The sequence below is a fragment of the Pseudomonas salomonii genome (assembly GCF_900107155.1).
Classification (GTDB): Bacteria; Pseudomonadota; Gammaproteobacteria; order Pseudomonadales; family Pseudomonadaceae; genus Aquipseudomonas; species Aquipseudomonas salomonii.
Genome location: NZ_FNOX01000013.1, coordinates 204,600 through 229,884, shown reverse-complemented (window position 1 = coordinate 229,884; position 25,285 = coordinate 204,600). Strand labels below are relative to the sequence as shown.

The 25,285-nt window shown below is 55.9% G+C and carries 25 protein-coding genes and 1 pseudogene; 15 read left to right on the top strand and 11 right to left on the bottom strand.

Going from position 1 to position 25,285, the window contains the following annotated elements; all coding sequences use genetic code 11:
* Positions 1-7: 7 nt before the first annotated feature.
* Genes BLV67_RS26805 through BLV67_RS26790 form a run of 4 tightly spaced genes read right to left on the bottom strand, consistent with a single transcriptional unit; the run spans position 8 to position 2,326 of the window.
* Positions 8-664: a hypothetical protein gene (locus BLV67_RS26805; RefSeq protein ID WP_069786440.1), complete on the bottom strand. Its 657-nt coding sequence runs from the start codon at positions 662-664 to the stop codon at positions 8-10.
* Positions 661-963, bottom strand: coding sequence for a hypothetical protein (locus BLV67_RS26800; protein ID WP_069786441.1), 303 nt, complete (start codon positions 961-963; stop codon positions 661-663). The genes BLV67_RS26805 and BLV67_RS26800 overlap by 4 nt, the downstream gene beginning before the upstream one ends.
* Before the next feature lie 17 nt (positions 964-980).
* Entirely contained in the window at positions 981-1,382 is a 402-nt protein-coding gene (locus tag BLV67_RS26795) for a hypothetical protein (protein WP_069786442.1), read from the bottom strand.
* Positions 1,373-2,326, bottom strand: a complete 954-nt coding sequence (locus BLV67_RS26790; protein WP_069786443.1) for a RepB family plasmid replication initiator protein — start codon at positions 2,324-2,326, stop codon at positions 1,373-1,375. The genes BLV67_RS26795 and BLV67_RS26790 overlap by 10 nt, the downstream gene beginning before the upstream one ends.
* Before the next feature lie 419 nt (positions 2,327-2,745).
* Here BLV67_RS26790 and BLV67_RS26785 point away from each other — a divergent pair, with 419 nt between their 5' ends.
* Both BLV67_RS26785 and BLV67_RS26780 read left to right on the top strand, forming a co-directional pair.
* Positions 2,746-3,183: a hypothetical protein gene (locus BLV67_RS26785; protein ID WP_069786444.1), complete on the top strand. Its 438-nt coding sequence runs from the start codon at positions 2,746-2,748 to the stop codon at positions 3,181-3,183.
* A gap of 339 nt (positions 3,184-3,522) precedes the next feature.
* The gene (locus BLV67_RS26780) at positions 3,523-4,233 is read left to right on the top strand and encodes a hypothetical protein (protein WP_069786445.1); all 711 of its coding nucleotides are present in this window, start codon (positions 3,523-3,525) and stop codon (positions 4,231-4,233) included.
* A 459-nt stretch (positions 4,234-4,692) separates the two neighbouring features.
* Here the strand turns inward: BLV67_RS26780 and BLV67_RS26775 are convergent, their stop codons facing one another.
* The gene (locus tag BLV67_RS26775; protein ID WP_069786529.1) at positions 4,693-5,859 is read right to left on the bottom strand and encodes a hypothetical protein; all 1,167 of its coding nucleotides are present in this window, start codon (positions 5,857-5,859) and stop codon (positions 4,693-4,695) included.
* Between the two features lie 161 nt (positions 5,860-6,020).
* Positions 6,021-6,338 (bottom strand): annotated as a pseudogene (locus BLV67_RS26770) (DNA-3-methyladenine glycosylase); the annotation flags it as partial.
* Positions 6,339-6,512: 174 nt separating this feature from the next.
* On the opposite strand from BLV67_RS26770, the gene BLV67_RS26765 reads away from it, so the two are divergent.
* From BLV67_RS26765 to BLV67_RS26705, 13 genes are all read left to right on the top strand, one after another.
* Positions 6,513-7,778 carry a glutamate-5-semialdehyde dehydrogenase gene (locus tag BLV67_RS26765; RefSeq protein ID WP_056861962.1) on the top strand — a complete coding sequence of 422 codons (1,266 nt, stop codon included), beginning with the start codon at positions 6,513-6,515 and terminating at the stop codon, positions 7,776-7,778.
* Positions 7,775-8,422, top strand: a complete 648-nt coding sequence (gene nadD / locus BLV67_RS26760; protein WP_069786446.1) for a nicotinate-nucleotide adenylyltransferase — start codon at positions 7,775-7,777, stop codon at positions 8,420-8,422. The genes BLV67_RS26765 and nadD overlap by 4 nt, the downstream gene beginning before the upstream one ends.
* Before the next feature lie 69 nt (positions 8,423-8,491).
* Positions 8,492-8,986: a ribosome silencing factor gene (gene rsfS, locus BLV67_RS26755; protein ID WP_010206793.1), complete on the top strand. Its 495-nt coding sequence runs from the start codon at positions 8,492-8,494 to the stop codon at positions 8,984-8,986.
* A 9-nt stretch (positions 8,987-8,995) separates the two neighbouring features.
* Positions 8,996-9,463, top strand: coding sequence for a 23S rRNA (pseudouridine(1915)-N(3))-methyltransferase RlmH (gene rlmH / locus BLV67_RS26750; RefSeq protein WP_003176297.1), 468 nt, complete (start codon positions 8,996-8,998; stop codon positions 9,461-9,463).
* 15 nt (positions 9,464-9,478) lie between these two features.
* Entirely contained in the window at positions 9,479-11,377 is a 1,899-nt protein-coding gene (mrdA, locus tag BLV67_RS26745) for a penicillin-binding protein 2 (RefSeq protein ID WP_065911240.1), read from the top strand.
* A gap of 31 nt (positions 11,378-11,408) precedes the next feature.
* Positions 11,409-12,512, top strand: coding sequence for a rod shape-determining protein RodA (gene rodA, locus BLV67_RS26740; RefSeq protein ID WP_065911239.1), 1,104 nt, complete (start codon positions 11,409-11,411; stop codon positions 12,510-12,512).
* Positions 12,513-12,529: 17 nt separating this feature from the next.
* On the top strand, positions 12,530-13,540 hold the full coding sequence (gene mltB / locus BLV67_RS26735; RefSeq protein WP_017136051.1) for a lytic murein transglycosylase B: 1,011 nt from the start codon (positions 12,530-12,532) through the stop codon (positions 13,538-13,540).
* Positions 13,540-14,541: a septal ring lytic transglycosylase RlpA family protein gene (locus BLV67_RS26730; RefSeq protein ID WP_065911238.1), complete on the top strand. Its 1,002-nt coding sequence runs from the start codon at positions 13,540-13,542 to the stop codon at positions 14,539-14,541. Before mltB ends, BLV67_RS26730 begins: the two co-directional genes overlap by 1 nt.
* A gap of 171 nt (positions 14,542-14,712) precedes the next feature.
* Positions 14,713-15,870 (top strand): D-alanyl-D-alanine carboxypeptidase family protein, encoded by a 1,158-nt coding sequence (locus tag BLV67_RS26725; RefSeq protein ID WP_065911237.1) that lies wholly within the window; start codon positions 14,713-14,715, stop codon positions 15,868-15,870.
* A gap of 85 nt (positions 15,871-15,955) precedes the next feature.
* The gene (locus tag BLV67_RS26720) at positions 15,956-16,237 is read left to right on the top strand and encodes a DUF493 domain-containing protein (protein ID WP_017136054.1); all 282 of its coding nucleotides are present in this window, start codon (positions 15,956-15,958) and stop codon (positions 16,235-16,237) included.
* Positions 16,237-16,884, top strand: coding sequence for a lipoyl(octanoyl) transferase LipB (lipB, locus tag BLV67_RS26715; protein WP_016973912.1), 648 nt, complete (start codon positions 16,237-16,239; stop codon positions 16,882-16,884). Before BLV67_RS26720 ends, lipB begins: the two co-directional genes overlap by 1 nt.
* A 26-nt stretch (positions 16,885-16,910) precedes the next feature.
* Entirely contained in the window at positions 16,911-17,912 is a 1,002-nt protein-coding gene (gene lipA, locus BLV67_RS26710) for a lipoyl synthase (protein ID WP_057444888.1), read from the top strand.
* A 119-nt stretch (positions 17,913-18,031) separates the two neighbouring features.
* Positions 18,032-18,964, top strand: a complete 933-nt coding sequence (locus tag BLV67_RS26705; RefSeq protein ID WP_069786447.1) for a S66 peptidase family protein — start codon at positions 18,032-18,034, stop codon at positions 18,962-18,964.
* Positions 18,965-19,090: 126 nt separating this feature from the next.
* On the opposite strand, the gene BLV67_RS26700 is transcribed toward BLV67_RS26705, so the two are convergent.
* The 5 genes from BLV67_RS26700 to leuS all read right to left on the bottom strand — a co-directional run bounded on the left by BLV67_RS26700 (position 19,091) and on the right by leuS (position 25,243).
* Positions 19,091-20,416: a lytic murein transglycosylase gene (locus tag BLV67_RS26700; RefSeq protein WP_065911234.1), complete on the bottom strand. Its 1,326-nt coding sequence runs from the start codon at positions 20,414-20,416 to the stop codon at positions 19,091-19,093.
* 61 nt (positions 20,417-20,477) lie between these two features.
* The gene (arfA, locus tag BLV67_RS26695; RefSeq protein ID WP_003176285.1) at positions 20,478-20,642 is read right to left on the bottom strand and encodes an alternative ribosome rescue factor ArfA; all 165 of its coding nucleotides are present in this window, start codon (positions 20,640-20,642) and stop codon (positions 20,478-20,480) included.
* Positions 20,643-20,865: 223 nt separating this feature from the next.
* Positions 20,866-21,903, bottom strand: coding sequence for a DNA polymerase III subunit delta (gene holA / locus BLV67_RS26690; RefSeq protein ID WP_065911233.1), 1,038 nt, complete (start codon positions 21,901-21,903; stop codon positions 20,866-20,868).
* Positions 21,904-21,942: 39 nt separating this feature from the next.
* Entirely contained in the window at positions 21,943-22,548 is a 606-nt protein-coding gene (locus BLV67_RS26685; RefSeq protein WP_065911232.1) for an LPS-assembly lipoprotein LptE, read from the bottom strand.
* An 88-nt stretch (positions 22,549-22,636) separates the two neighbouring features.
* The gene (leuS, locus tag BLV67_RS26680) at positions 22,637-25,243 is read right to left on the bottom strand and encodes a leucine--tRNA ligase (RefSeq protein ID WP_069786448.1); all 2,607 of its coding nucleotides are present in this window, start codon (positions 25,241-25,243) and stop codon (positions 22,637-22,639) included.
* Positions 25,244-25,285: the final 42 nt, after the last annotated feature.

The window sequence follows — 25,285 nt, the reverse complement described above, 5'->3', positions numbered from 1 at the left end:
TGGTTGTTTAAAAGTTAATTCCTATATCGTGCAACGTATTGATTGCCATTTGAGCGGTGTGCGGTATATCGACAATCAACGCAGATGCAAACATGGTTATAATTGGCTTACCATATCCACTTTCTTTTGATGAGCCATTTGACACTTGTGCAATTCCATATGCCCCAACTGAAAAATAAATCAATCCAATAATTTGAAAAAGTCCAATAATTATTTGGATATTTTCCAAGAATTTTTCGGCTGTGCCTCCGCTCGAAAGCTTTTCAATTCTGGCTTTCAATTCACCCGTAAGCCCCGAAACTTCGGTATTCATGCAGGCGTTATTTATCGCACCTTCGGACACGACAAAACAGAAATCCCCGGCCTTGAAATAAGTATTTCCGAACACGCCAATGGCTAACGTGACGTTCATAAGAACAGCCCCGATGATGATGTAAATAAGCGGAACACTTTTACCCATTTTTCCGCCCTCATCGGTTAGCAATTTCAGCTTGTATGCACCGTTAACAAACAAGACAAATCCGATCAAGAAAACTACGAGCTTGATCAGTCCGATATTTGATGAAATCAATTCAACACGGGCGGCGGTTGCATCACCGTCAGCGAATGCGACGATAGGAAGGAAAAGCAGCGTTAAAAAAGTGATTATATTTCTTACATTCATCTTGCTCCTGATCGATGTTTCATATTTTTTTCGATGATCTGAATAAGCTCACTATCAAGACATTCATAAGTTTTCGTCTTACCATTAAATTCGTCAATTTTGCAAGGATCATTGAAATATAATTCAACAGCAACAGGGCATAGAAATAAGACTAATATCAAGCTAAATTCAGCGATTTCCGTTATTACAGATTTCTTTTCTTTTAAAACTATAATTTTGAACATGATTATGAAACCCATAAGCCCAAGTAAACAGGCTATACATCTCACAAGTTCATAGTTTGATAATGTTTCGTTCATCATTCTCCTGATCGATGTTAAACCGCTGAGCTTGGCGGCTTTTGTTCATTAGGTGTGGCTTTCGGTGCTTTGCTTTTCAATACTTCTTTTTGCACTTTTATGACTGCAACAACGGCTGGTAAAACGTTTATTTCGCTGAGTATTTCCCCGGTAAAAGGGTTGTATTCAAGATCGCCGGTAGTCATTTTATGTTCGATCAATTCGCTACTTTCGATTGCTGTAACAGCCAACAACAGAATTTGACGCAACATGGCCTCATTTCCACCCTCGCTGATGGCGGTGCTTAGTTTAACCGCCACCATCTGTCTAACGCGGTCGTTAGGGATCGTTGGCAATATGCTTTCAATCTGCTTAATCAAGCCCGTAGCTGCTAGGCTGACGTGCTTCAAATCTATTTCTTTAATTTCATTTATATCCATTCTTCGTCCCCATCATCTGTTAATTTATTAGGTGCTTTTGGCTCTTCAACTTCTTCGTAAAAATCTTCACTCAACTCACGATCAAAATCGTCTGAATTCGACCCTTCCGCACTCTTCTTTTTATCGTTTTTTTTGTAAAGAGTTTTATAGCTGTAACTCACATCAAATCTAATTGTTTGACTACGCAATTTTTCAGGTTCTTTTTTTGTCTCTGTGAAACCATCTATAAAGCCCATTGCTTGAAGAGCTATATTTGCTTTTCTTATTTTCAATACGAACGTTTTATCGGGCATCTTTTCACTATTGATCCTGAAACGCTGCTTCAACATTTCAACACTGAAATAATTCACGTCATTACGTCTGTTACACACATACAAAACATAAAGCATTCTTTGATATTCATTTGTTAGTTTGCCGAGTATTCTAGGATCTATTTCGTAAAGCTCTTTTAGACTTCCAAAAAACTCAATAAATCTTTTTGAAACAGAGATTGTGCATTTGTCTTTTTCTAGCTCGCCCTCAATAAAAGAAAATACAACAGCAACAATTTTATCATCGCGTTTTTCTTTATAGGAGACGTTTATTTGTCCAAGCTTAATCATGGACGCTTGAAAGATTTTTAAATAATTGGGACGCTGGTTATTGGCAATTTTTAGATCGTCCATCAATTCTTTGGTTGCAAACTCGATTTCAGTGCTATTGCTGTTTATTACTTTGCGTAGAATAAAAAGAAAGAACTCAAAATCATTGAATATAGTTAATGATGATGAATTCATGACAATATCACGCATGTTTTGATATTTTGGTATTGTTATCTTATCGGCTAACTCTTCCGACTGATTTGCTATGTTAAACAGCGGCAACGCTAGAAACGCTTTTGGCACTGATACAAACGTATTTAATGAAAATACTTTTCTCTCTTTTGTTTTTAATGAATATTTCATGGTTATTTTTTCGCCTGTTAATACTTATATGAAATCATAAAAAAAGATAATTTCAAGAGAGAACAGGAAAACTTTTATAATTTGCGTTAACTATATTATTGTGCTGAATTTTTATTCAGCTTTTAAAGCATTTTTGTATGTGGATTTATAAGGAGCGTTAACCATAAACCCATATTTTTATAAGGAGCGTTAACCGAGATTTTCAAGATTTCCTTATTTTTTCGGTCTTATTTGAACGTTTCAGGGAAAGAAAAGGTATTTACTTCGTAAATGTATTAAGAAGATGTAGGGCAGAACGTCAAAAGCTCATCTGGTGGATCTAAAATCAAAACCTTAACTGCTTAAACCTTGGCGGTTTATTTTGACAAGATTTTTTTTTGAAATTATGATCCGGCGAACACCATCAAGGATCGTTGAAAATGTCTAAATTGCTTGACCTACTCGCACAGCAAAAATCATTGGAAGCACAGATTGAAAGCCTAAAAGCTGACGCCAACGAAGCTAAGGTTCTTGATCTGGTTGGAGAGCTGGATGCTTTGCGTGAAAAACACGGCTACAACGAGGCTGATTTTGTTGGTGTGGTGCTTTCCTACTACAAAGTAGAAACCCCAGCTAAAACCGGCAAGAGCGTGAGCGAAAACGCACCAAAGGCACCCAAGGAGCCTACGACGAAGTATAAAGTTGAGATAGATGGCGTTGAGTTCATCTTGAAGAAGTCGAAGCAAGGCATTGCTAGTCAAGCTATGAAAGACAAAGGTTTCAAAACCTATTCTTTGTTTTTGGCTGACTTGATGCAGAAACACGAGGTTGATACGTTTGAAGATTTGATCGACAAGTTGAAAGCCGAAAAAATCTAAAACCTAGCGACACCTTGAAGCCCCTTCACCGGGGCTTTTTTATGTCTTCAATTCCTTGGCGGTTTATTCCGTGAAAATAATTTATACAAAGTTTTGTCTAATTTATTTTTAGAAAATTTTGATATTTTTGAGTTTTCGCATTTTTGCGACGGTCATTTAATGGCTTGATTAAGCCTTTAACTGCGTGTCAATAGCATGTTTAAAATATATTTATGGTCGAACTTTATTTTAAAATAGGGTTTGACAATAATATCTTTCACACTAAAAAGTTTGGCGGTTTAATTTGACAAGAACTTTTAATATGATTTAATAAAAGTAAGAAATTAAAAAAGGAGACTTATGTTAAAAACAATTATCACTAAACCAAAAAAATTTGACGTTAGACAATTAGCTTATGATGCGTTCCGTTCTGCTGCTGTATTAAGTAAAGACAAAACCTATTCTAATCATAGACTAAATAAATATCTCATTATCAGTAATTACTCAACGGGCATAAATGTCGCCAATGCTGTATTTAAGGACTATTTTAAGTCTGATGAATACACAGAGGCGAGAGCAAAAAAAATTCATATTATTGACCTTGACGAATATGATTACGATTTTGCGGCGATAAAACTTTGCGTTGCAAAAGCATATAAGCCAGTTTCTTCGCTCTCTCAAACAAAAAAATATACTGATTATCTTGCATCAGATGTTGAGAAGAACGCCACCAATAAAATCAATTTTGACCCGGCAGTGTGGGAGGTATTTTTAGATAAGCCTGAAACTGACTTTTTCAAATATCAAGAAGTTAGAAGAGAATACGTTGTAAGAATATCGCTTGTGAAAAACGGTCGAGTTTTCAAGAAAATAAAATGCAACATTGGCTACTTCACTTTGATCGCTGGTAGTAAGGCTTACGATTATCAAGAAGTAGAAAGCCAAGAAAAGAAAGCAACAAGACAATCACTTTTTCACCCATGCTTTGAACTCGGCGGCGTTGAGTTTATGGCCGTATTTAATGATAAAATTAAGCATTATAGAGACTTAGTTGACTGGGTTAAATATTAAGACCTGTCAAAAACAAAAGGCCCAATAAAGGGCTTTTTTCGTTTCTTATGTAAATTTTCCGTTTTATCCCTAGCGGAATAACCTTGATACCTTGGCGGTTTATTTCGCCTTTGAACTTTCTTTTAAAAAAGCGAAGCGATCACCAGAATAGGCGAGCCACCGCACGCCAAACGCGAAGCGTGTATCTGTAATGCCAAAAGCAACGGATTATTGCAGGCATAGAAGCCATTCCCGGCGATTTTCTGCACGGGTACAAGTCCCCGCACATCAAACCACCCTGATCGGACTACAAGAGCTTTTAACGCATCATTGGCCGGGCGTTCGCAACCGGGCCAATACCCACGGAGTGAGAAAATCCGGGGGGATAGGTATGATCCCAGTGATGAAACGACACCCAAAAAATCACAGGTTAAACGCTACCGCCTTGATCAAATAGGTAAATAGCGTTACCTGATATTTTTATTCAGTTACTCCAAGGTGGTTCATTGCCGCCCAGAGACAACTGTCGGCTCTGTTCAAAATTTTCATTTCATCAGGGTTATCAGCGTATTGATTTTTTGCCGTTTCAATTTCGCGAAGGATAATAGTTGTTAATTCATCTGCGTAGTCGAAATCTGCAAGTTTTTCTATTTCGCAATGACTGCAAAACATGGTTGCCAGTGCGAAATAGGTTTTCTCGAGAATTCTTTCCGTAACTATGAAGTGGATCTGACTAATCTCATAAAGTTCGTGAAGATAAGGCAATGCCTCAATTTGAAATCGCAGTTCAATCCCGCCTTTCGCTCGATGATACTCCGTTAGAGTTTTATAAAGCCCATCACGAATAAGTGAGCTTTGTCCTTTATGCTGAATTGAGGCAGCCTTTTCGTTTCCAGTGAAAAAAAGAATTGAGTTGAGAACCCGTTCTATTCTCTGCAATGTTTTTGATATGTCGTATATATTTAGCCCTGCATTCAGACCCATAAAGAAAATATCACCTTCTTTATGTGCCCCGACATAAGTCATTCCGAGACAGCCTTGCAGGTGAACAATTTTCTGAACAAGAACTAGGTGTTTTTCCATGTCGCGGTAATTTTCTAATAGCTCGCTAATAGAGGCGTAAATCGCTAGACAGTCCGTAAGGTCATAGGCTTTGGCATTTTCCGGCTTACCGATCTCAACCTTATACTCACAATGGCTAGGGCTGTTTTTAGCAAACATTGCTGTGTAGACCCTATCTGGATCAGCGAAGCCTATATCCCCCCTAAAAAAAACGGATTGTTCATTTAGCCTTTCAATAAAAACCTTTCGATGATTAAGGTATTGTTCAAATGTCAAAGCAGCCAACTGCTTTTCGACAACAATGTCGTGCTTTTGCTGTTTATCCTGATTTTCTATGTCCAGTAAAATCTGGCGTTCTTCACCCTTCAATTGTTGAAGGTAAAGAAATAGTAACGTTCCAATGGTCGCGAACGAACTGAGTAGGGTGAACGCCCCCGCCATCACTGATCCGAAGCTTCCCCAATCTGTGGCGTTCCGAGAAACTGGGCCAAGGTAATGCCCATAAGCACCGAGCACCCCAATCGCAACGACAACCCCCACACCAACGGCGGCCCAGACCCCTACCAAAATCCGATTTGCGTTCATGACCGCTCCTAATATTTCCGCCATTGTCATTGATCGGAGTAGTTGGTCAAGTGGAGCCGTCATGATCCATCGCATGCCGCATACGCTGTGAGAAAAGCCGGGGGGTTAGGTATGATCCCAGTGATGAAACGACACCCAAAAAATCACAGGTTAAAAGCTACCGTCTTGATCAGCACCGCATTGCCGGGGCCGTGGGCGCTGAAGTTCAGCGAATCGCCGCCACGGGCGTAGTACATGTAGATGTGCCCACCATCCAGAAACAAAGCCTTACGCTTTTCTGTGTAGCCGAGTGAGGCATGGCTGCCTTTTTCGGCCACGTAATAGGCTTCGGTTTCGATAATTCGCGCCGAAAGCCAGGTTTCACCAACGCGGTGGCGGATGACTTTGCCGAGCAATTGGCGCGCAAGTATTTGCGCGTCACGGTCGAAGAAGCTGTCGGGCAGGGCGCTGGCGGGGAGCTGTGGGGCAAAACTGGACATGGCGGCACAGGTTAATACGGCTAAATGTGACCGAATAATAACAACTCCCACCTTAATTACCGCTGAACCCCAAGTTTTTACAGTTCATTTCGACCATCCGCCCCTCACCGCTGTCAGTCGGGCGGCGTCACAGCTATAATCTGCCGCTTTCCTCTTTGCCAAGACTCCCTGACCATGACTGAGTCCGTTCTTGACTACATGACCCGCCTGGGTCGCGCTGCCCGGCAGGCCTCGCGGTTGATCGCCCGTGCGAGCACTGCGCAGAAGAACCGTGCCCTGCTGGCTGCCGCCGATGCTCTGGATGCTTCGCGCTCCGAGTTGGCCGCCGCCAACGAACTGGACCTGGCCAACGGCCGCGCCAATGGCCTGGAGCCGGCCCTGCTGGACCGCCTGGCGCTGACCCCGGCACGTATCGACGACATGATCGAAGGCCTGCGTCAGGTGGCCAAGCTGCCTGACCCCATCGGTGAAATCCGCGATATGCGCTATCTGCCGTCCGGCATTCAGGTGGGCAAGATGCGCGTGCCCCTGGGTGTGATCGGCATCATCTATGAGTCGCGCCCGAACGTGACCATCGACGCTGCGAGCCTGTGCCTCAAGTCGGGCAACGCGACCATCCTGCGTGGCGGTTCCGAGGCGATCCATTCCAACCGCGCCATTGCTGTGTGCATTCAGCAGGGCCTGGCCGTGGCCGAGCTGCCGGCTGAAGTGGTGCAGGTGGTGGAAACCACTGATCGCGCTGCCGTAGGCGCGTTGATCACCATGCCGGAATTCGTCGACGTGATCGTGCCGCGTGGTGGCAAGAGCCTGATCGAACGCGTCAGCCGTGATGCCAAGGTGCCAGTGATCAAGCACTTGGACGGCGTGTGCCATGTGTACATCGACATCGCGGCCGACCTCGACAAGGCGATCCGTATCGCCGACAACGCCAAGACCCACCGCTACGCCCCGTGCAACACCATGGAAACCCTGCTGGTGCACGTCGGCATTGCCGAGCGCGTGCTGCCGCCGCTGGCTGCCATCTACCGTGACAAGGGCGTGGAACTGCGCGGCTGCGAACGCACCCGTGCACTGCTGGGCGCTGACGTGATCGAAGCCACTGAAGACGACTGGTACACCGAGTACACGGCGCCGATCCTGTCGATTCGCATCGTCGACGACCTGGACCAGGCCATCGAACACATCAACAAATACGGCTCCAAGCACACCGACGCCATTGTTTCCGAGCATTTCAGCGATGCCCGGCGTTTCCTCACCGAAGTGGATTCCGCCTCGGTGATGATCAACGCCTCGACGCGTTTTGCCGACGGCTTCGAGTATGGCCTGGGGGCGGAGATCGGCATTTCCACCGACAAGCTCCACGCACGCGGCCCGGTCGGCCTGGAAGGCCTGACCAGCGAGAAGTACGTGGTGTTCGGCGACGGTCATGTGCGCACTTGACGGGTAAACGCATCGGGCTGCTCGGCGGCACCTTCGACCCTGTGCACATCGGCCATTTGCGCAGTGCCCTGGAAGTCGCGGATGCCCTCGCGCTGGATGAGTTGCGTGTGATGCCCAATGCGCGCCCGCCCCATCGCGATATGCCGCAGGTGTCTGCGCAGCAACGCCTGGAAATGGTGCGCCTGGCTGTAGAAGGTATATCGCCGCTGGTGGTGGACGACCGCGAACTCAAACGCGATAAACCGTCCTACACTGTCGACACCCTGGAACTGATGCGCGCCGAGTTGGCCGCAGATGACCAGTTGTTTCTGCTTTTGGGCTGGGACGCATTTTGCGGCCTGCCCTCTTGGCATCGCTGGGAGGAACTCCTCCAGCATTGCCACATCCTGGTTTTGCAACGCCCGGATGCCGACAGCGAACCGCCGGATGCCTTGCGCAACCTGCTGGCCGCGCGGTCGGTAAGTGACCCCTTGGCCCTGACCGGGCCGAACGGGAATATTGCATTCGTCTGGCAGACCCCGCTTGCGGTGTCCGCCACCCAGATCCGTCAACTGCTGGCCAGCGGGAAGTCGGTACGTTTCCTGGTGCCTGACGCGGTCCTGGCCTACATCGATGCGCACGGGCTTTACCGTGCGTCGAACTGAAAAGGCGCGCTTGATCGCACGAACATTCGTGCAGCGAGCGCCCGAACATACGAGCAAAACGAGTTTTATATGACGAACAAAGACGTAAGCAAAGTTAAGCGCAAAGGCACTTTCAAAAGCGCCCCGCTGCCGGTAGAAGCGCACACCGGCCCAGAGCTGGCTGGCGAAGAGCTGGTAAAAGTCGCCGTGGCGGCCCTGGAAGACGTTAAAGCCCAGGACATCCAGGTACTGGACGTGCGCGACAAGCAAAGCATCACCGACTACATGATCATTGCCACTGGTACGTCCAACCGCCAGATCGGCGCGATGCTCGACAAGGTTCGCGAAGCCGTCAAAGCCCAGGGCGTCAAGCCACTGGGTGAAGAAGGCAAGGGCGACAGCGACTGGGTACTGCTGGACATGGACGACGTGATCGTTCACATGATGACCAGCAACGCCCGTCAGTTCTACGACCTGGAGCGTCTGTGGAAAGGCGCCGAGCAGAGCCGCGCGGCGGATGGCAAGCACCACAGCCCGGAAGTGGGCCACGCGCACTTCGACAAGCTCAACAAAGACCAGGAATAAGGAACGGCTGTGCGCCTGCGTCTGATCGCTGTCGGTTCACGCATGCCCAAGTGGGTGGAAGAAGGCTGGCACGAGTATGCCAAGCGTCTGCCCGCTGAGCTGTCGCTGGAGCTGGTGGAAATACCGCTCAACACCCGGGGCAAGAATGCCGACGTGGCGCGCTTTATCCGTCAGGAAGGCGAAGCCATGCTGGCCAAGGTCGGCCCCAACGAGCGCATCGTCACCCTCGAGGTGCACGGCAAGCCCTGGAGCACCGAGCAGTTGGCGGTCGAACTGGACCGCTGGCGCCTGGACTCGCGTACCGTCAACTTCATGGTCGGCGGCCCCGAAGGGCTGGCGCCGGAAGTCTGCGCGCGGGCGGACCAGCGCTGGTCGCTGTCGGCACTCACGTTGCCGCACCCGTTGGTAAGGATTCTGATCGGTGAACAGCTGTATCGCGCCTGGACAGTTCTGTCCGGGCACCCTTACCACAAATAATCTGCGCCATTGCCGATGACCCAGCCGATCCGCATCAAGGACCACGAGAAAGACGCACGTCTGGTACGCGCACGCGTGGTGTTTGGCGCTTTTTTGGTGGTGGGTCTGATTGCGGTGCTGATTGCGCGCCTGTATTACCTGCAGGTGATCCAGTACGACTATCACTCCACGTTGTCGGAAAACAACCGGGTGCATGTGCAGCCGATCCCGCCGACCCGCGGGTTGATTTTCGACCGCAATGGCGTAGTGGTAGCAGACAACCGGCCCAGTTTCAGCCTGAGCATGACCCGCGAGCGTTCCGGCGATTGGCAGCAGGTCCTCGACGTGATCGTCGAGGTGCTGCAACTGACGCCGGAAGACCGCGTGATCTTCGAAAAACGCATGAAACAGGGGCGTCGGCCATTTGAGCCGGTGCCGATCCTGTTCGAGCTCAATGAAGAACAGATCGCGCGCATTGCGGTGAACCAGTTCCGTTTGCCGGGTGTGGAAGTGGTGGCGCAGTTGGTGCGGCATTACCCGCAAGGGGCACACTTCGCGCACTCGGTCGGCTACATGGGGCGCATCAACGAGAAAGAGCTGAAAAGCCTCGATCCGGTGAATTACAGCGGCACCCACCATATCGGCAAAACCGGCATCGAGCGTTTCTACGAGCCGGAGTTGCACGGCCAGGTGGGTTACGAAGAAGTTGAGACCAACGCCCGTGGCCGCGTGCTGCGTGTGCTCAAGCGCACCGACCCGATCCCCGGCAAAGACATTGTGCTGAGCCTGGATATCAAGTTGCAGGAAGCCGCGGAGATGGCTCTCGGCGGTCGTCGTGGCGCCGTGGTGGCGCTTGACCCGGCCACTGGCGAAGTACTGGCGATGGTCAGCCAGCCGAGTTTCGACCCGAACCTGTTTGTGACCGGTATCAGCTTCAAGGCCTATGCCGAGTTGCGTGATTCCATCGATCGGCCGCTGTTCAACCGCGTACTGCGCGGGCTGTACCCGCCGGGTTCGACCATCAAGCCGGCGGTGGCGATTGCCGGTCTGGATTCGGGTGTGGTCACGGCCTCGAGCCGCGTGTACGACCCCGGCTACTACATGCTGCCCAACTACGATCACAAATACCGTAACTGGAACCGCACCGGTGACGGCTATGTCGACCTGGACACCGCGATCATGCGCTCCAACGACACCTATTTTTATGACCTGGCCCACAAGCTGGGGATTGATCGGCTGTCTGCCTATATGGGCAAGTTCGGCCTTGGTCAGAAAGTCTCCCTGGATATGTTCGAAGAATCCCCTGGCTTGATGCCGTCGCGGGAGTGGAAACGCGCGACCCGTCGCCAGGCGTGGTTCCCGGGTGAAACCCTGATCCTCGGCATCGGCCAGGGCTATATGCAGGCCACGCCATTGCAACTGGCCCAGGCCACCGCGCTGGTGGCCAACAAAGGCGTGTGGAACCGCCCGCACTTGGCCAAGACCATCGAAGGTCAGAAACCTGTGGATGAAAACCCGATTCCCGACATCGTGCTGCGCGACCCGTCCGACTGGGCCAAGGTCAACCACGGCATGCAGCAAGTGATGCACGGCGCCCGTGGTACGGCGCGCAAGGCCGCAGCCGGTGCGCAGTACCGTATTGCCGGCAAAAGCGGCACGGCCCAGGTGGTTGCGATCAAGCAGGGCGAGAAGTACGACCGCTCCAAGGTTCAGGAACGTCACCGCGACCACGCCTTGTTTGTCGGGTTTGCGCCGGCCGACGCGCCGAAAATCGTGGTGGCGGTGATGGTCGAGAACGGCGAGTCCGGCTCCGGCGTTGCGGCGCCTGTGGTGCGTCAGATCATGGACGCCTGGCTGTTGGCCGACGACGGCAGGCTCAAACCCGAATATGGCGGCCCCCCTTCAAGCACCGAGGTTACGGCCCGTGAAGAGTAATTTTGACCGCATCCTCTCCAGTGAGGATGTGATGCGTCGCCGTGCGACGTTACTGCAGCGCATGCACATTGATGGCCCGTTGTTGATCCTGCTGCTGACCTTGGCGGCCGGCAGCCTGTTCGTGCTGTATTCGGCCAGCGGCAAGAACTGGGACTTGCTGATCAAGCAGGCGTCGTCGTTCGGCCTGGGTCTGTTGTCGATGGTGGTGATCGCCCAATTGGAGCCGCGGTTCATGGCGCGCTGGGTGCCCTTGGGGTATGTCGTCGGCGTATTGCTGCTGGTGGTGGTGGATGTCATGGGCCACAACGCGATGGGCGCGACGCGCTGGATCAACATACCTGGGGTGATTCGCTTCCAGCCCTCGGAATTCCTCAAGATCCTGATGCCGGCGACCATCGCCTGGTACCTGTCCAAGCGCACCTTGCCGCCGCAACTCAAGCACGTGGGGGTGAGCCTTATCCTGATCGGCGTGCCGTTTATCTTGATCGTGCGCCAGCCCGACCTCGGCACCTCGCTGCTGATCCTCGCGGGCGGCGCGTTCGTGCTGTTTATGGGGGGGCTGCGTTGGCGCTGGATCCTCAGCGTGCTGGCCGCCGCTATCCCAGTCGCCGTGGCGATGTGGTTCTTCTTTATGCACGACTACCAGAAGCAGCGGATCCTGACCTTCCTTGACCCGGAAAGCGACCCGCTGGGCACTGGCTGGAACATTATCCAGTCCAAGGCGGCCATCGGTTCCGGTGGCGTATTTGGTAAGGGCTGGTTGCTGGGCACGCAGTCGCATCTGGACTTTTTGCCCGAGAGCCACACCGACTTCATTATTGCGGTATTGGGCGAAGAGTTCGGCCTGGTGGGCATTTGCGCCCTGTTGCTGATCTATGTGTTGTTGATTGGTCGCGGCCTGGTGATTACCGCCCAGGCGCAGACGCTGTTCGGCAAGTTGCTCGCCGGCAGCCTGACCATGACTTTTTTTGTTTACGTTTTCGTCAACATCGGTATGGTCAGTGGCCTGTTGCCGGTGGTTGGGGTGCCGTTGCCGTTCATTAGCTACGGCGGAACTTCGCTGGTGACATTGATGTCAGCGTTTGGGGTTTTGATGTCGATTCACACGCATCGCAAGTGGATCGCGCAGGTTTGAATAAGGTGAAGATGTCAATGCAAGTAATGCGCGGCTGGGCGACTCGGCACGCGTCCTGGATGGGCCTGATTGGGCTCCTGGGCGCGACGCAAGAGGTGCAGGCCGGTGACTACGATGGTTCACCCCAGGTCGCCGAATTTGTCGGTGAAATGACCCGCGACTACGGTTTTGCCGGTGAACAGCTGATGGGCGTGTTCCGTGAAGCCCAGCGCAAGCAGGCGATCCTTGATGCGATCTCGCGTCCCGCCGAGCGCGTCAAACAGTGGAAAGACTACCGCCCGATGTTCCTCACCGACGCCCGCGTGGCGCGTGGCGTGGACTTCTGGCGCCAGCACGAAGCGGTACTGGCGCGCGCCGAGCAGGAATACGGCGTGCCCGCCCAGGTTATCGTCGCCATCATCGGTATCGAAACCTTCTACGGGCGCAACACCGGCAGTTACCGGGTGATCGACGCCTTGTCGACCCTGGGCTTCGATTACCCGCCGCGTGCCGAGTTTTTCCGCAAGGAGCTGCGTGAATTCCTGCTGCTGGCCCGGGAAGAACAGGTCGACCCGTTGACGCTCAAGGGCTCCTACGCCGGTGCGATGGGCCTGCCGCAGTTTATGCCGAGCAGTTTCCGCGCCTATGCGGTGGATTTCGACGGTGACGGCCACATCAATATCTGGAGCAACCCGGACGATGCCATCGGCAGCGTGGCCAGCTACTTCAAGCGCCATGGCTGGGTGGCTGGCGAACCGGTGGTGATCCGCGCCGATGTCACCGGCGAGCGCGCCGACGAAGGTTTGACCCAAGGTATTGAGCCGGTCAAGACCGTCGGGGAGTTGCGAGCGCTGGGCTGGTCGAGTCAGAATGCGCCACGCGATGATATGCCGGTGACGGCGTTCCGCCTCGAAGGCGCAAACGGCCCGGAATACTGGATGGGCCTGAAGAATTTTTACGCAATCACGCGTTATAACCGCAGTGTGATGTACGCCATGGCCGTGCATCAGCTGTCAGACATGCTGGTCCAAGCACGGGGCAACAAGTAATGCGGGTATCGCCGTTCCAAAAACCGCTCAAGCTGGTGGCGTTCGCCGCGTTGTCCTTGCTGGTTGTCAGTTGTTCCTCCACCACCAGCCGTGCTCCGGCGCCGAAGGGCGGGGCTATCGTGCGCGCCCAGCCGGGCCTGGACATCAACCGCGCGCACAAAGACGGCGCGCCGTGGTGGGATGTCGATGTATCGAAGATCCCGGATGCCACGCCGACCCTGCACACCGGGCCTTACAAGGCCAACCCGTATACCGTGCTGGGCAAGAATTACTTCCCGCTGCAGGAATCCAAGACCTACTCGCAAACGGGCACGGCGTCCTGGTATGGCACCAAATTCCATGGCCAGAACACCGCCAACGGCGAAGTGTATGACCTGTACGGCATGAGCGCGGCCCACAAGACTTTGCCGCTGCCCAGCTATGTACGCGTGACCAACCTGGACAACCACCGCACGGTGATCCTGCGGGTCAACGACCGTGGGCCGTTCTATTCGGACCGGATCATCGACTTGTCCTACGCCGCCGCGAAGAAACTCGGTTATGCCGAAACCGGCACCGCGCGTGTGAAAGTTGAAGGTATCGACCCGGCGCAGTATTGGGCTCAGCGTGGCAAACCGGCACCCTTGATGCTCAACGAGCCACAAACCCCGCAACCGCAAGTGACCGCCTCGACGGGCAAGATCGAGCAGTGGACACCGCCACCGGCGCAGCACGCACCGGACACAGTGGTGGTGCCGCATGCAGCGCCAGGGGCATCTACAGTGGGTGGCCAGTACCTGCAGGTCGGCGCTTTCGCCAACCCGGATGCGGCAGAACTGTTAAGGTCCAAGCTCAGCGGCATGGTCAGCGCGCCCGTATTTATCAGCTCCATCGTGCGTAACCAGCAAACCCTGCACCGTGTTCGCATGGGGCCGATTGGTTCGCCAAGCGAAGTGGCGCAAGTACAGAACAGTGTGCGCCTGGCCAACCTGGGGCAACCCAGCGTCGTCACGGCTGAATAAGTAAAGGATTGATGGTTCAGGTTCGCCTGAACCCAGGTTGTTGGCTCGTGAACAATAAAAACCCAGGGGCAAGGGGTGAGCGGGCAACCGAACACGCGACAGTCTGGCAGCGGGCTGTCTGAATAGTTTTGCCCGCGAGGGCAAGTTTCCATAAGCAATTTCGAGAGACGGATGAACATCACCACCTTAGCCAAACGCACGTGCCTGCTTCTTTCGCTGATCATCACCCCGGCCGCCTGGGCGGTTGAAATGGTGCCAGCTTCCCCGCAATTGGCCGCCAAGGCCTGGGTCCTCATGGATGCCGCCAGCGGCAACGTGCTGGTCGAGAACAACGGTGACCAGCGCCTGCCCCCGGCCAGCCTGACCAAGCTGATGACGGCCTACATCGCGACCCTGGAAATCCGTCGCGGCCAGATCGGCGAGAATGACCCGGTTACCGTCAGCGAAAACGCCTGGCGCACCGGCGGTTCGCGGATGTTCATCAAGGTTGGTTCGCAAGTTACTGTGAGCGACCTGCTGCACGGCATCATCATCCAGTCCGGTAACGACGCCAGCGTGGCCCTGTCCGAGCACATCGCCGGCAGCGAAGACGCGTTCGCCGACTTGATGAACAAGACCGCCGGCGACCTGGGCATGACCAACAGCCACTTCATGAACCCGACCGGCCTGCCGAACCCGGAGCACTACTCGTCGGCTCATGACATGGCCCTGCTGGCTCGCGCGATCATCCGTGTCGACCCGGTGCACTATGCGATCTACTCCCAGAAGGAATTCTTCTGGAACAACATCAAGCAGCCTAACCGCAACCTGCTGCTGTGGCGTGACAAGACCGTCGACGGTCTGAAAACCGGCCACACCGAAGAAGCCGGCTACTGCATGGTGTCCTCGGCTGTACGTGACGGCCAGCGCCTGATCGCCGTGGTATTTGGCACCAACAGCGAGCAGGCCCGTGCGGCGGAGACGCAAAAACTGCTTACTTACGGCTTCCGCTTCTTCGAAACCCAGACCTTCTACCAGAAGGGCGCTGAGCTGGCTCAAGCCCCGGTATGGAAAGGCGCGACCCATCAAGTCAAGGCCGGCCTGGCCGATGACCTGACCCTGACCATGCCTAAAGGCCAGCTGAAAAAGCTTGCTGCCAGCATGACCATGAACCCGCAATTGGTAGCCCCAATCGCCAAGGGTGACGTGATCGGTAAAGTCGAAGTGAAGCTGGACGACAAGGTGGTGCACAGCGCCGACCTGATCGCACTGGACGCCGTTGACGAAGGTGGTATCTTCCGCCGCGTGTGGGATAGCATCCGTCTATTCTTCTACGGCTTGTTCAACTGATTGTGCGCACCTGCAAAGCCCCGCGTTGATCCAGCGCGGGGCTTTGCCCGTCGCCACGGCTTAGCGCTTACGAGGCTGTTCTGCCATGACCGATAAAGAAGTAGAAGTAAAGGCGCCAAAGATCGAATTCCCCAACGTGGACTATCCCGTCAAGGTGATCAGCGATACCGGTGTGGGCAACAAAGACAAGATTCTCGAGATCGTGCGTAAACACGCGACGATCAACGACAACCGGGTGGACGAGCGTTTGAGCTCCAACGGTAAGTACACCACGATCCAGTTGCACATCGTTGCGACCGGTCAAGACCAGCTCTACGACATCAACAGTGAACTGCGGGCCACCGGCTTCGTACACATGGTGTTGTGATGTCACAGGTTCTGGGCTTTCGCGAGCTCGGCCAGATGGCCTACGAGCCGGTCTGGCATGCCATGCAGCGCTTCACCAACGAGCGCGGCAGCTCGGCCCCGGATGAAATCTGGCTGGTGGAACACCCGCCGGTCTTCACCCAGGGCCAGGCCGGCAAGGCTGAGCACTTGCTGCTGCCGGGTGATATTCCGGTGGTGCAGGTCGACCGAGGTGGCCAAGTGACTTACCATGGCCCTGGTCAGCTGGTGGCCTATTTGCTGCTGGACGTGCGCAAGCTGGGTTTTGGCGTACGTGACCTGGTAAGCCGCATGGAGGCTTGCCTGATCGAGCTGTTGGCCAGTTACGGCGTCACCGCCGCGGCCAAGCCCGATGCACCCGGTGTATACGTGGACGGCGCGAAAATCGCCTCCCTCGGTTTGCGCATTCGCCATGGTTGCTCCTTTCATGGGCTGGCCCTGAATGTGGACATGGACCTGGCGCCGTTTCGGCGCATCAACCCGTGCGGTTACGCCGGGCTGGCGATGACGCAACTGAGCGACCACGCCACACCGATTAAATTTGCCGAGGTAAGTGCCCGGCTGCGTGCGCAGCTCGTCAAACACCTCGACTATGCTGAGCAGACGACCCTTACGGGCGGAATCGACTGATTATGACTACTGATGCAGTGCAAACCATGATCCCGACGCTGGACATCACCGAGCGTCCGGCCCCGGCCCCGCGTGCGAAGGTCGAAGCCGGCGTCAAGCTGCGCGGCGCCGAGAAGGTTGCACGCATCCCGGTGAAAATCATCCCGACCACCGAACTGCCGAAGAAGCCCGACTGGATCCGCGTGCGCATCCCGGTTTCGCCGGAAGTCGACCGTATCAAGGCCCTGCTGCGCAAACACAAGCTGCACAGTGTGTGCGAAGAAGCCTCCTGCCCGAACCTGGGCGAGTGCTTCTCCGGCGGCACCGCCACCTTCATGATCATGGGTGACATCTGCACCCGTCGTTGCCCGTTCTGCGACGTTGGCCACGGTCGGCCGAAGCCGCTGGACGTCAACGAGCCGGAAAGCCTGGCGATTGCCATTGCCGACCTGAAACTCAAATACGTGGTGATCACTTCCGTAGACCGCGACGACCTGCGTGACGGCGGTGCCCAGCACTTTGCCGACTGCATCCGCGAGATCCGCAAGCTGTCGCCGAACGTGATGCTCGAAACCCTGGTGCCGGACTACCGCGGCCGCATGGACGTCGCGCTGGAAATTACCGCGGCCGAGCCGCCGGATGTGTTCAACCACAACCTGGAAACCGTGCCACGCCTGTACAAGGCCGCGCGTCCGGGTTCGGACTACCAGTGGTCGCTGACCCTGCTGCAAAAATTCAAGCAGATGATGCCGCACATCCCGACCAAATCCGGCCTGATGCTGGGCTTGGGCGAGACCGACGAGGAAGTCATCGAAGTCATGAAGCGCATGCGCGAACACGACATCGACATGCTGACCCTGGGCCAGTACCTGCAACCGTCGCGCAGCCACTTGCCGGTGCAGCGTTTCGTGCACCCGGACACCTTCGCCTGGTTCGCCGAGGAAGGTTACAAGATGGGCTTCAAGAACGTGGCTTCGGGCCCGCTGGTACGTTCCTCGTACCACGCCGATGAGCAAGCCAAGCTGGTCAAGGCGAGCCTGGTTTCGTAAGCGCTTTCCCTCTGTAGGAGCAGCCGAACTGCTCCTACAGAGTTTCCCTCCTTTTCTCCCTTCTGTTTGCAACCATCACTGGCTAGAGTGCCTGGGTATCCAACCACGGAGAACCATGGATGACGACTCAACTCTCGGCTGCCGTGCCTGCCCTGCGCCCCGAAGGCGTCATTGGCCTGATCGCTCCCGCCGGCCCTGCCGCACTGGATGTTGTAAAAGCCGGCCAGTGGATGCGCGCCCGTGGCCATGAGCTGCGCATATTTCCCGGTGTGTATGAGCGCGATGGCTACCTGGCCGGCAGCGACGAGGTGCGCCTGCGCGATTTGCATGGGGCGTTTGCCGATCCCGAAATCGATGCCATCTTCTGCCTGCGGGGCGGTTATGGCACCCCGCGATTACTGGACACGCTCGATTTCGACCTGATTGGTGCCAACCCCAAGCCATTTGTGGGGTACAGCGACATCACCGCATTGCACCTGGCCATCAACCGCTACGCGGGTTTTGTGACCTTTCATGGGCCAATGCTCAACGCTGACCTGCTCGGTGACAAACAGCAGCCCACCGAGTCATCGTTGTTCAGCATGCTGCGCGGGCAACTGAGCGAGTGCAGCGTGCTGGCACACCCGGTTGCTTATCCGCTGACCACGATTGAGCCGGGTATCGCTTGCGGGCGTTTGCTCGGTGGCAACCTGTCGATGATTGCAGCGGTGATGGGCACGGCGTTTGAGATTGACGCGGAAGGCATCATTCTGTTTATCGAAGACGTCAACGAGCCGCTCTACCGAATAGACCGGCTGCTGACCCATTTGCGCCTGGCGGGCAAGCTGTGCCAGGTCGCCGGTGTGCTGGTCGGGGATGTATCGGGTGTGGACAAGGCGGCGTTGGAGCGGCTGCTCAAACAGACCTTCGAGCCGCTGTGTATTCCGGTGTTATCCGGCTGGCGCAGTGGGCACTGCGACCCGAACCTGACGCTGCCGCTGGGCGCGCTGGTGCGGTTGGATGCGGGGGAGCAGCAGTTGGTGTTGGAGCAGGATGTAGTGTTCAAGGCCTGAGAGTCGATCGTTCCCACGCTCTGCGTGGGAATGCATCCTGTGACGCTCCGCGTCACCCCCTCAAGAGCAGACGCAGAGCGTCCAAGGCGGCATTCCCCCACGCAGCGCGTGGGAACGATCGTGTCCTCAGCGGCTCTGCAACGACTCCAGCAGCTTCACCGTCGGATACCCATCCGCGGGCCAACCCAACGACTGCTGCGCCGCCCGAATCGCCTTGCGCGTGTTGGCGCCGATAATCCCGTCCGGGTTGCCCGCGTCATAGCCTTTGGCGCTGAGCACTGTTTGTAAATCGATGCGCTGAGAGCGACTCAGCGGCAGCTCATCCTTGGGCCAATCGCCACGAATCACACCACCGCCAGCAAACCGCTCAGAGAGCAGGCCCACGGCCAGCGCGTAGGACGATGAGTTGTTGTACTTGAGGATCGCGCGGAAGTTATCCAGCACCAGGAATGCCGGGCCACGATAGCCGGCCGGCAGCAGCAGGGCGGCAGACAGTTGTTCGACGTTGGGTGGCATGCTCGCGCCAGGTGGCAGCTGAATGCCGAGTCTCATCCACTCGCCAACGCTCTTGCGGATGCCACCGTCGGCCAGGGCGTAATCGAAGTTCGCCGGCAGTTGTTTCACCTCAAAGCCCCACGGCTGGCCACGCTGCCAGCCGGAGCTTTGCAGGTAGTGCGCAGTGGAGGCCAGGGCGTCGCCCGGGCTGTTCCAGATATCGCGGCGACCGTCGCCATCGAAATCCACGGCATGGGTGTTGTAGGTGGTCGGGATGAACTGGGTCTGGCCCATGGCCCCGGCCCACGAACCTTTCATCTGGTCGGCAGAGATATCGCCGTGCTGGATGATCTGCAGCGCCGCCAGCAGTTGCGCCTGGGCGAACGCCGGGCGGCGGCCTTCATAGGCCAGGGTCGCGAGCGATCGGATCACCGAATTATTGCCCTGGAACTGGCCAAAGTTGCTTTCCATGCCCCACACCGAAACCAGTGCCTGGCGGTCAACGCCATAACGCTCTTCGATGCGTTGCAGGATATCGGCGTACTTGATCAGCAAGGCTTGGCCATTACGCACGCGTACCGGCGACAGGGCACCGTCGAGGTATTCCCATACCGGGCGGGAAAATTCCGGTTGGCTGCGATCGGCGCGAATCACTGCCATGTCGGGCGTCACGCCGGCAAAGGCGTTATCGAAGACGGCGGGGGTGATCCCCGCGCTCAGGGCTTGTGCACGAAAGCCAGCCTGCCATTCGGCAAAGGTCTGGGTCGGCTGGATATCAAGGTTGTCCACGGCCAAAGGGGGGACCACGGCAGGCGCGACGGCCGGCACGGTCTGGAGCTTTGGCAGGGGTTGCGCGTCCGCGGCGGTGGGTTTCTCGGCGCAGGCGACAAGCAGAATGAGGCTGGAGGCAGCGATCAGTTGGCGAAGGTGCCAACGACGGGAAAGGCTAGAGGGCATGCACAGGTCCAGGGATTACAAATCAAGTACCGACCTTATCATGCCGGAGGGGCACTTGCCTTCAGGCAGCCAGAAAGTAAGAAGCCTCCCAGCTATTAGACTGGAAGGCTTCGCGGCGGTAGCTGCCTTTGCCCTTGCCGGCGCGTTCCTGACGGCTGCGGAACAGTGGCTGGGCGATGATGGATTTGGCCTTGTTGGGGCCATGCTTGGATGGCTTTTTGCTCATGTTCATTGCTCTCTTGAGGTGGGGTGAAGCGGTGCAAATCATCTGCCGAAGTGGCGCGGCTGTAAAGCCCGGCGAGTTTCAAGAAGTGTAAACGGGATCTAAATGTGGGAGCGGGCTTGCTCGCGAATGGGTTGTGTCAGTCACTGAGTTTGTTGACTGATACACCGCATTCGCGAGCAAGCCCGCTCCCACATTGGGACTGTGGTGCTTACGAGAGAGGGGGTTATTCGGCAGGCAGTGTCAGACGTTGGCCAGACATCAACAGTGACAAACGGCTCAGGCTCATCCACGGCGAGCCCGCCGCCTGGCCTTTGATCTGCGCATCGATGCGCTGCGCTTCCAGCAACAGCTGCGCCCAGCGTTGCGCCGAATGGCGTTGCAGGGCTTTGCTCATCAGGGGTTTGCGCTTGTCCCACACCGGCGGCCTGGCCTGGCTGAAGCACTTGTCCAGCGGCGTGCCTTGGCTGTATTGCAGGGCAATATTGGCCAACACTCGCAGCTCACGAGCCAGCGCCCACAGAATCACCGGGGGTTCCACGCCTTCGCCGCGCAAGCCTTCGAGCATGCGCAGGGCGTGGGCGGGTTCGCCATTGAGAATCGCGTCCACCAACCCGAACACATCAAAGCGCGCGCTATCAGCGACTGCGCCCTGGACGGTTTCGACGGTGATCTGCCCGTCTTCGGCCATCAGCTTGAGCTTTTCGATCTCCTGGGCGGCGGCAAGCAGGTTGCCCTCGACCCTGGCGGCGATCAGCTCGACGGCATCTTGCGTTGCCGACAGCCCTGATTGCGACAGGCGCTGACGTATCCACTGCGGCAGCTGGTTGCTGTCCACTGGCCAGATCTGAATGAACTGGGTTTGCGGGCCTTCTACCAGCGCCTTGCCCCACTTGGTTTTCTGCGCGCTGCCATCGAGCTTGGGCAAGCTGATCAGCAGCACCGTGTCCTCAGCGGGGCGTGAGCAGTATTCCATCAACGCCGCCGCGCCCTTGTCGCCGGGCTTGCCCGAAGGCAGGCGCAGTTCCAGCAGGCGTTTCTCGGCGAACAACGACATGCTCGCACCGGCTTGCAGCAGCGTGCCCCAGTCGAAACTGGCGTCGGCGCTGAACACCTGGCGTTCATCGAAGCCTTGCCGGCGTGCGGCGCTGCGAATCGCGTCGGCCGCCTCCTGGCACAGCAACGGGTCATCACCGCTGACGATATACACAGGCGCAAGGCCACCTTGCAGGTGCTTGGCGAGTTGGGCGGGGGCAAGTTTCATAGGCGGGGCGAACGGGGCGCCAGGGGCGCCCCGTCTGGCTTACTCGACAGGGACTTCGGCAGGCGATTGTTTCGGCGTGTTGTCTTCGTATTCCTGCGCAGCTTTCAGGGCGTCGGCGTCAGCCTTGGCCTTGTTGTCGGCGGTCAGCTGCAAGGCGGCGAGTTTTTCCGGCGTCAGCTGTTGCAGGCGAATCATCAGGCGCTGGATCAGCTCACGACGCATTTCCTTGCGAACCTGGATGATCTCCGAGTCCGAGCCCACCAGGTTGTTACCGTCGTGGCTGACAACTTTCTGCACTTCAATCTTGTCACCCATCAATGGCAGGTGGTCGCGACCTTGCAGTTCATAGACGACCAGGGTGTTCAGCTCAATGTCCGACGCACGGCCGGCACTGGCGTAGCTGAGGTTACGCTGGGTTTCTTTCTCGTCCACCAGGTTCAGTTTGTAAGTGGCGCCGGAGCCCACGCGTACACCGCTGCTTTCCAGGGTCTGGCGCAGTTGGGTCAAGGTATCGCCGTAGGCGTTGCGCGCGCTGACGTCGAGTTCCTTGATGCTCAGTTCATTGGTGGCGGTGCCACGCAGCTGGAAGCCGCAAGCGCTCAGCAGCACAGCGAGGCCCATCACCAGCAAATTGCGTTTGATCATTTTGTTGCTCCCCTTGAAACCATGTTGGCCTTATCGAGGCCTTAAAGGTTTAGTTCGGCGCAGGGCTCAAGCCCTGCGCCCGATCCGATTAGCTGGCGACGATGTTGACCAGTTTGCCCGGCACTACGATCACTTTGCGGATCGTCAGGCCTTCGGTAAAGCGCAGCACGTTTTCGTTGATACGCGCTGCGGCTTCCACGTCTTCACGGCTGGCGCTGGCAGGCATGTCGATCTGGCCGCGCAGTTTACCGTTAACCTGGATAACCAGTTGCAATGTGTCCTGCACCAGCGCGCTTTCATCCTGCACCGGCCAGCGCGCATCGATGACCGCATCGCTATGGCCCAGGCGGCTCCACAGCTCATGGCTGATGTGCGGCGTGATGGGCGCCAGCAGCAACACCACAGCTTCCAGGCCTTCCTGTACCAGCGCGCGGTCCTGTTCGGTGGCTTGCGGGGCTTTTTCCAGCACGTTCATCAGCGTCATCACCTGGGCGATGGCGGTGTTGAACTTGTGGTTCTGGCCCACGTCCTGGCTGGCCTGGCGGATGGCCAGGTGGGTGCTGCGACGGATGGCTTTTTGCTCATCGCTCAGCGACGCCACGTCCAGTTTGCCCGGCAAACCCTGGCTGACATGGGCGTGCGCCAGGCGCCAGACGCGCTTGAGGAAGCGGTGCGAACCTTCAACCCCGGAGTCGGACCATTCGGCGCTCATGTCGGGCGGCGAGGCGAACATCATGAACAGGCGGCAGGTATCGGCGCCGAACTGATCGATCATCGACTGTGGGTCAACGCCGTTGTTCTTGGACTTGGCCATCTTCTCGGTGCCACCGATTTCAACCGGCAGGCCGTCGGATTTCAGCTTGGCGCTGATTACCTTGGCTTTGCTGTCACGCTCAAGTTCGACGTCCGCCGGGTTGAACCAGGTGTAGGCGCCATTGGCTTCGCGGCGATAGTAAGTCTCGGCGATTACCATGCCTTGGGTCAGCAGGTTCTTGAACGGCTCATCGGAACTCACCAGGCCTTCGTCGCGCATCAGCTTGTGGAAGAAGCGCGCATAAAGCAGGTGAAGAATCGCGTGTTCGATGCCGCCGATGTATTGATCCACCGGCAACCAGTGGTCGGCTGCGGATTTTTCTACCAGGCCGCCTTCATAGTGTGGCGAGGCGTAACGGGCGTAGTACCACGAGGACTCGACGAAGGTGTCCATGGTGTCGGTTTCACGCTTGGCAGGCTGGCCGCATTTCGGGCAAGCGCACGCGTAGAACTCGGGCATGCGCGCCAATGGCGAACCGGCGCCATCGGGCACCACATCTTCAGGCAAGACCACCGGCAACTGATCTTCCGGCACCGGCACGTCACCGCAGGTTTCGCAGTGGATGATCGGGATCGGGCAGCCCCAGTAGCGCTGGCGGCTGATGCCCCAGTCGCGCAGGCGGAACTGGGTGCGCGAGGCACCGAGGTTCTTCTTGATCAAGGCAACTTCGATGGCGTCGAACGCACCCTGGAAGTCCAGGCCGTCGAATTCACCGGAGTTGATCAGCGTGCCGTGCTCGCCGTAGGCGTCTTGCCACGGGGCCGGGTTGGTCTCGCCGGAACTGGTACGCACCACGGATTTGATCGGCAGGCTGTACTTGGTGGCGAACTCGAAATCGCGCTCGTCGTGGGCCGGCACAGCCATGACTGCGCCATCGCCGTAGTGCATCAGCACGTAGTTGGCGACCCACACCGGCAGTTTTTCGCCCGTCAGTGGGTGCTCGACGAACAGGCCGGTCGGCAGGCCTTTTTTCTCTTGGGTGGCAACGTCGGCTTCGGCCACGCTGCCGCCTTTGCATTCGGCGATGAACGCCTGCAACTCAGGGTTATTTTCGGCAGCCTGAGTGGCCAGCGGGTGTTCAGCGGCCACGGCGACGTAGGTCGCGCCCATCAACGTATCTGGGCGGGTGGTGAAGACTTTCAGTGCGCCCGCTTCGCCGATGGAATCGACGTTGTACGGGAACTGCACTTCCATGCCTTTGGATTTGCCGATCCAGTTGCGCTGCATGGTCTTGACTTGTTCAGGCCAGCCCGGCATGTCATCGAGGCTCGACAAGAGTTCATCGGCGTAGGCCGTGATCTTGAAGTAGTACATGGGGATCTGGCGCTTTTCGATCACCGCGCCGGAACGCCAGCCGCGACCGTCGATGACCTGCTCGTTGGCCAGTACGGTCTGGTCGATCGGGTCCCAGTTCACGGTACCGTTTTTACGGTAGATCACGCCTTTTTCGAACAGGCGCGTGAACAGCCACTGTTCCCAGCGGTAGTAATCGGGCTTGCAGGTGGTCACTTCGCGGGACCAGTCCACCGCCAGGCCCAGGCTGCGCAGCTGGGTTTTCATGTAGGCGATGTTTTCGTAGGTCCACTTGGCGGGCGCCACGTTGTTTTTCATCGCGGCGTTTTCCGCCGGCATGCCGAAGGCGTCCCAACCCATAGGTTGCAGGACATTTTTGCCGAGCATGCGCTGGTAGCGGGAAATTACGTCGCCGATGGTGTAGTTACGCACGTGCCCCATGTGTAGCTTGCCGCTGGGGTAAGGGAACATCGATAGGCAGTAGTAAGTCTCCTTGCCTGGCTGTTCACTGACTTCAAAGGACTTTTGCTCGTCCCAGAAGGTTTGGGCGGCATTTTCTATTTCACGGGGCTGATATTGTTCGTGCATGGCTACTTTTGAACTGAATAGGGGTGGCCTAATCCTCTTCGG

Coding starts and splice junctions, on each gene's coding strand:
- mrdA (WP_065911240.1), top strand. CDS start 9,479: ATGACCCAGCCGATCCGCATCAAGGACCACGAGAAAGACGCACGTCTG.
- lipA (WP_057444888.1), top strand. CDS start 16,911: ATGATCCCGACGCTGGACATCACCGAGCGTCCGGCCCCGGCCCCGCGT.
- BLV67_RS26785 (WP_069786444.1), top strand. CDS start 2,746: ATGTCTAAATTGCTTGACCTACTCGCACAGCAAAAATCATTGGAAGCA.
- BLV67_RS26790 (WP_069786443.1), bottom strand. CDS start 2,326: ATGAAATATTCATTAAAAACAAAAGAGAGAAAAGTATTTTCATTAAAT.
- mltB (WP_017136051.1), top strand. CDS start 12,530: ATGCAAGTAATGCGCGGCTGGGCGACTCGGCACGCGTCCTGGATGGGC.
- BLV67_RS26765 (WP_056861962.1), top strand. CDS start 6,513: ATGACTGAGTCCGTTCTTGACTACATGACCCGCCTGGGTCGCGCTGCC.
- BLV67_RS26705 (WP_069786447.1), top strand. CDS start 18,032: ATGACGACTCAACTCTCGGCTGCCGTGCCTGCCCTGCGCCCCGAAGGC.
- BLV67_RS26775 (WP_069786529.1), bottom strand. CDS start 5,859: ATGAACGCAAATCGGATTTTGGTAGGGGTCTGGGCCGCCGTTGGTGTG.
- BLV67_RS26795 (WP_069786442.1), bottom strand. CDS start 1,382: ATGGATATAAATGAAATTAAAGAAATAGATTTGAAGCACGTCAGCCTA.
- lipB (WP_016973912.1), top strand. CDS start 16,237: ATGTCACAGGTTCTGGGCTTTCGCGAGCTCGGCCAGATGGCCTACGAG.
- BLV67_RS26725 (WP_065911237.1), top strand. CDS start 14,713: ATGAACATCACCACCTTAGCCAAACGCACGTGCCTGCTTCTTTCGCTG.
- leuS (WP_069786448.1), bottom strand. CDS start 25,243: ATGCACGAACAATATCAGCCCCGTGAAATAGAAAATGCCGCCCAAACC.
- BLV67_RS26805 (WP_069786440.1), bottom strand. CDS start 664: ATGAATGTAAGAAATATAATCACTTTTTTAACGCTGCTTTTCCTTCCT.
- arfA (WP_003176285.1), bottom strand. CDS start 20,642: ATGAGCAAAAAGCCATCCAAGCATGGCCCCAACAAGGCCAAATCCATC.
- BLV67_RS26730 (WP_065911238.1), top strand. CDS start 13,540: ATGCGGGTATCGCCGTTCCAAAAACCGCTCAAGCTGGTGGCGTTCGCC.
- BLV67_RS26720 (WP_017136054.1), top strand. CDS start 15,956: ATGACCGATAAAGAAGTAGAAGTAAAGGCGCCAAAGATCGAATTCCCC.
- BLV67_RS26800 (WP_069786441.1), bottom strand. CDS start 963: ATGAACGAAACATTATCAAACTATGAACTTGTGAGATGTATAGCCTGT.
- holA (WP_065911233.1), bottom strand. CDS start 21,903: ATGAAACTTGCCCCCGCCCAACTCGCCAAGCACCTGCAAGGTGGCCTT.
- BLV67_RS26700 (WP_065911234.1), bottom strand. CDS start 20,416: ATGCCCTCTAGCCTTTCCCGTCGTTGGCACCTTCGCCAACTGATCGCT.
- rsfS (WP_010206793.1), top strand. CDS start 8,492: ATGACGAACAAAGACGTAAGCAAAGTTAAGCGCAAAGGCACTTTCAAA.
- BLV67_RS26780 (WP_069786445.1), top strand. CDS start 3,523: ATGTTAAAAACAATTATCACTAAACCAAAAAAATTTGACGTTAGACAA.
- BLV67_RS26685 (WP_065911232.1), bottom strand. CDS start 22,548: ATGATCAAACGCAATTTGCTGGTGATGGGCCTCGCTGTGCTGCTGAGC.
- rodA (WP_065911239.1), top strand. CDS start 11,409: ATGCGTCGCCGTGCGACGTTACTGCAGCGCATGCACATTGATGGCCCG.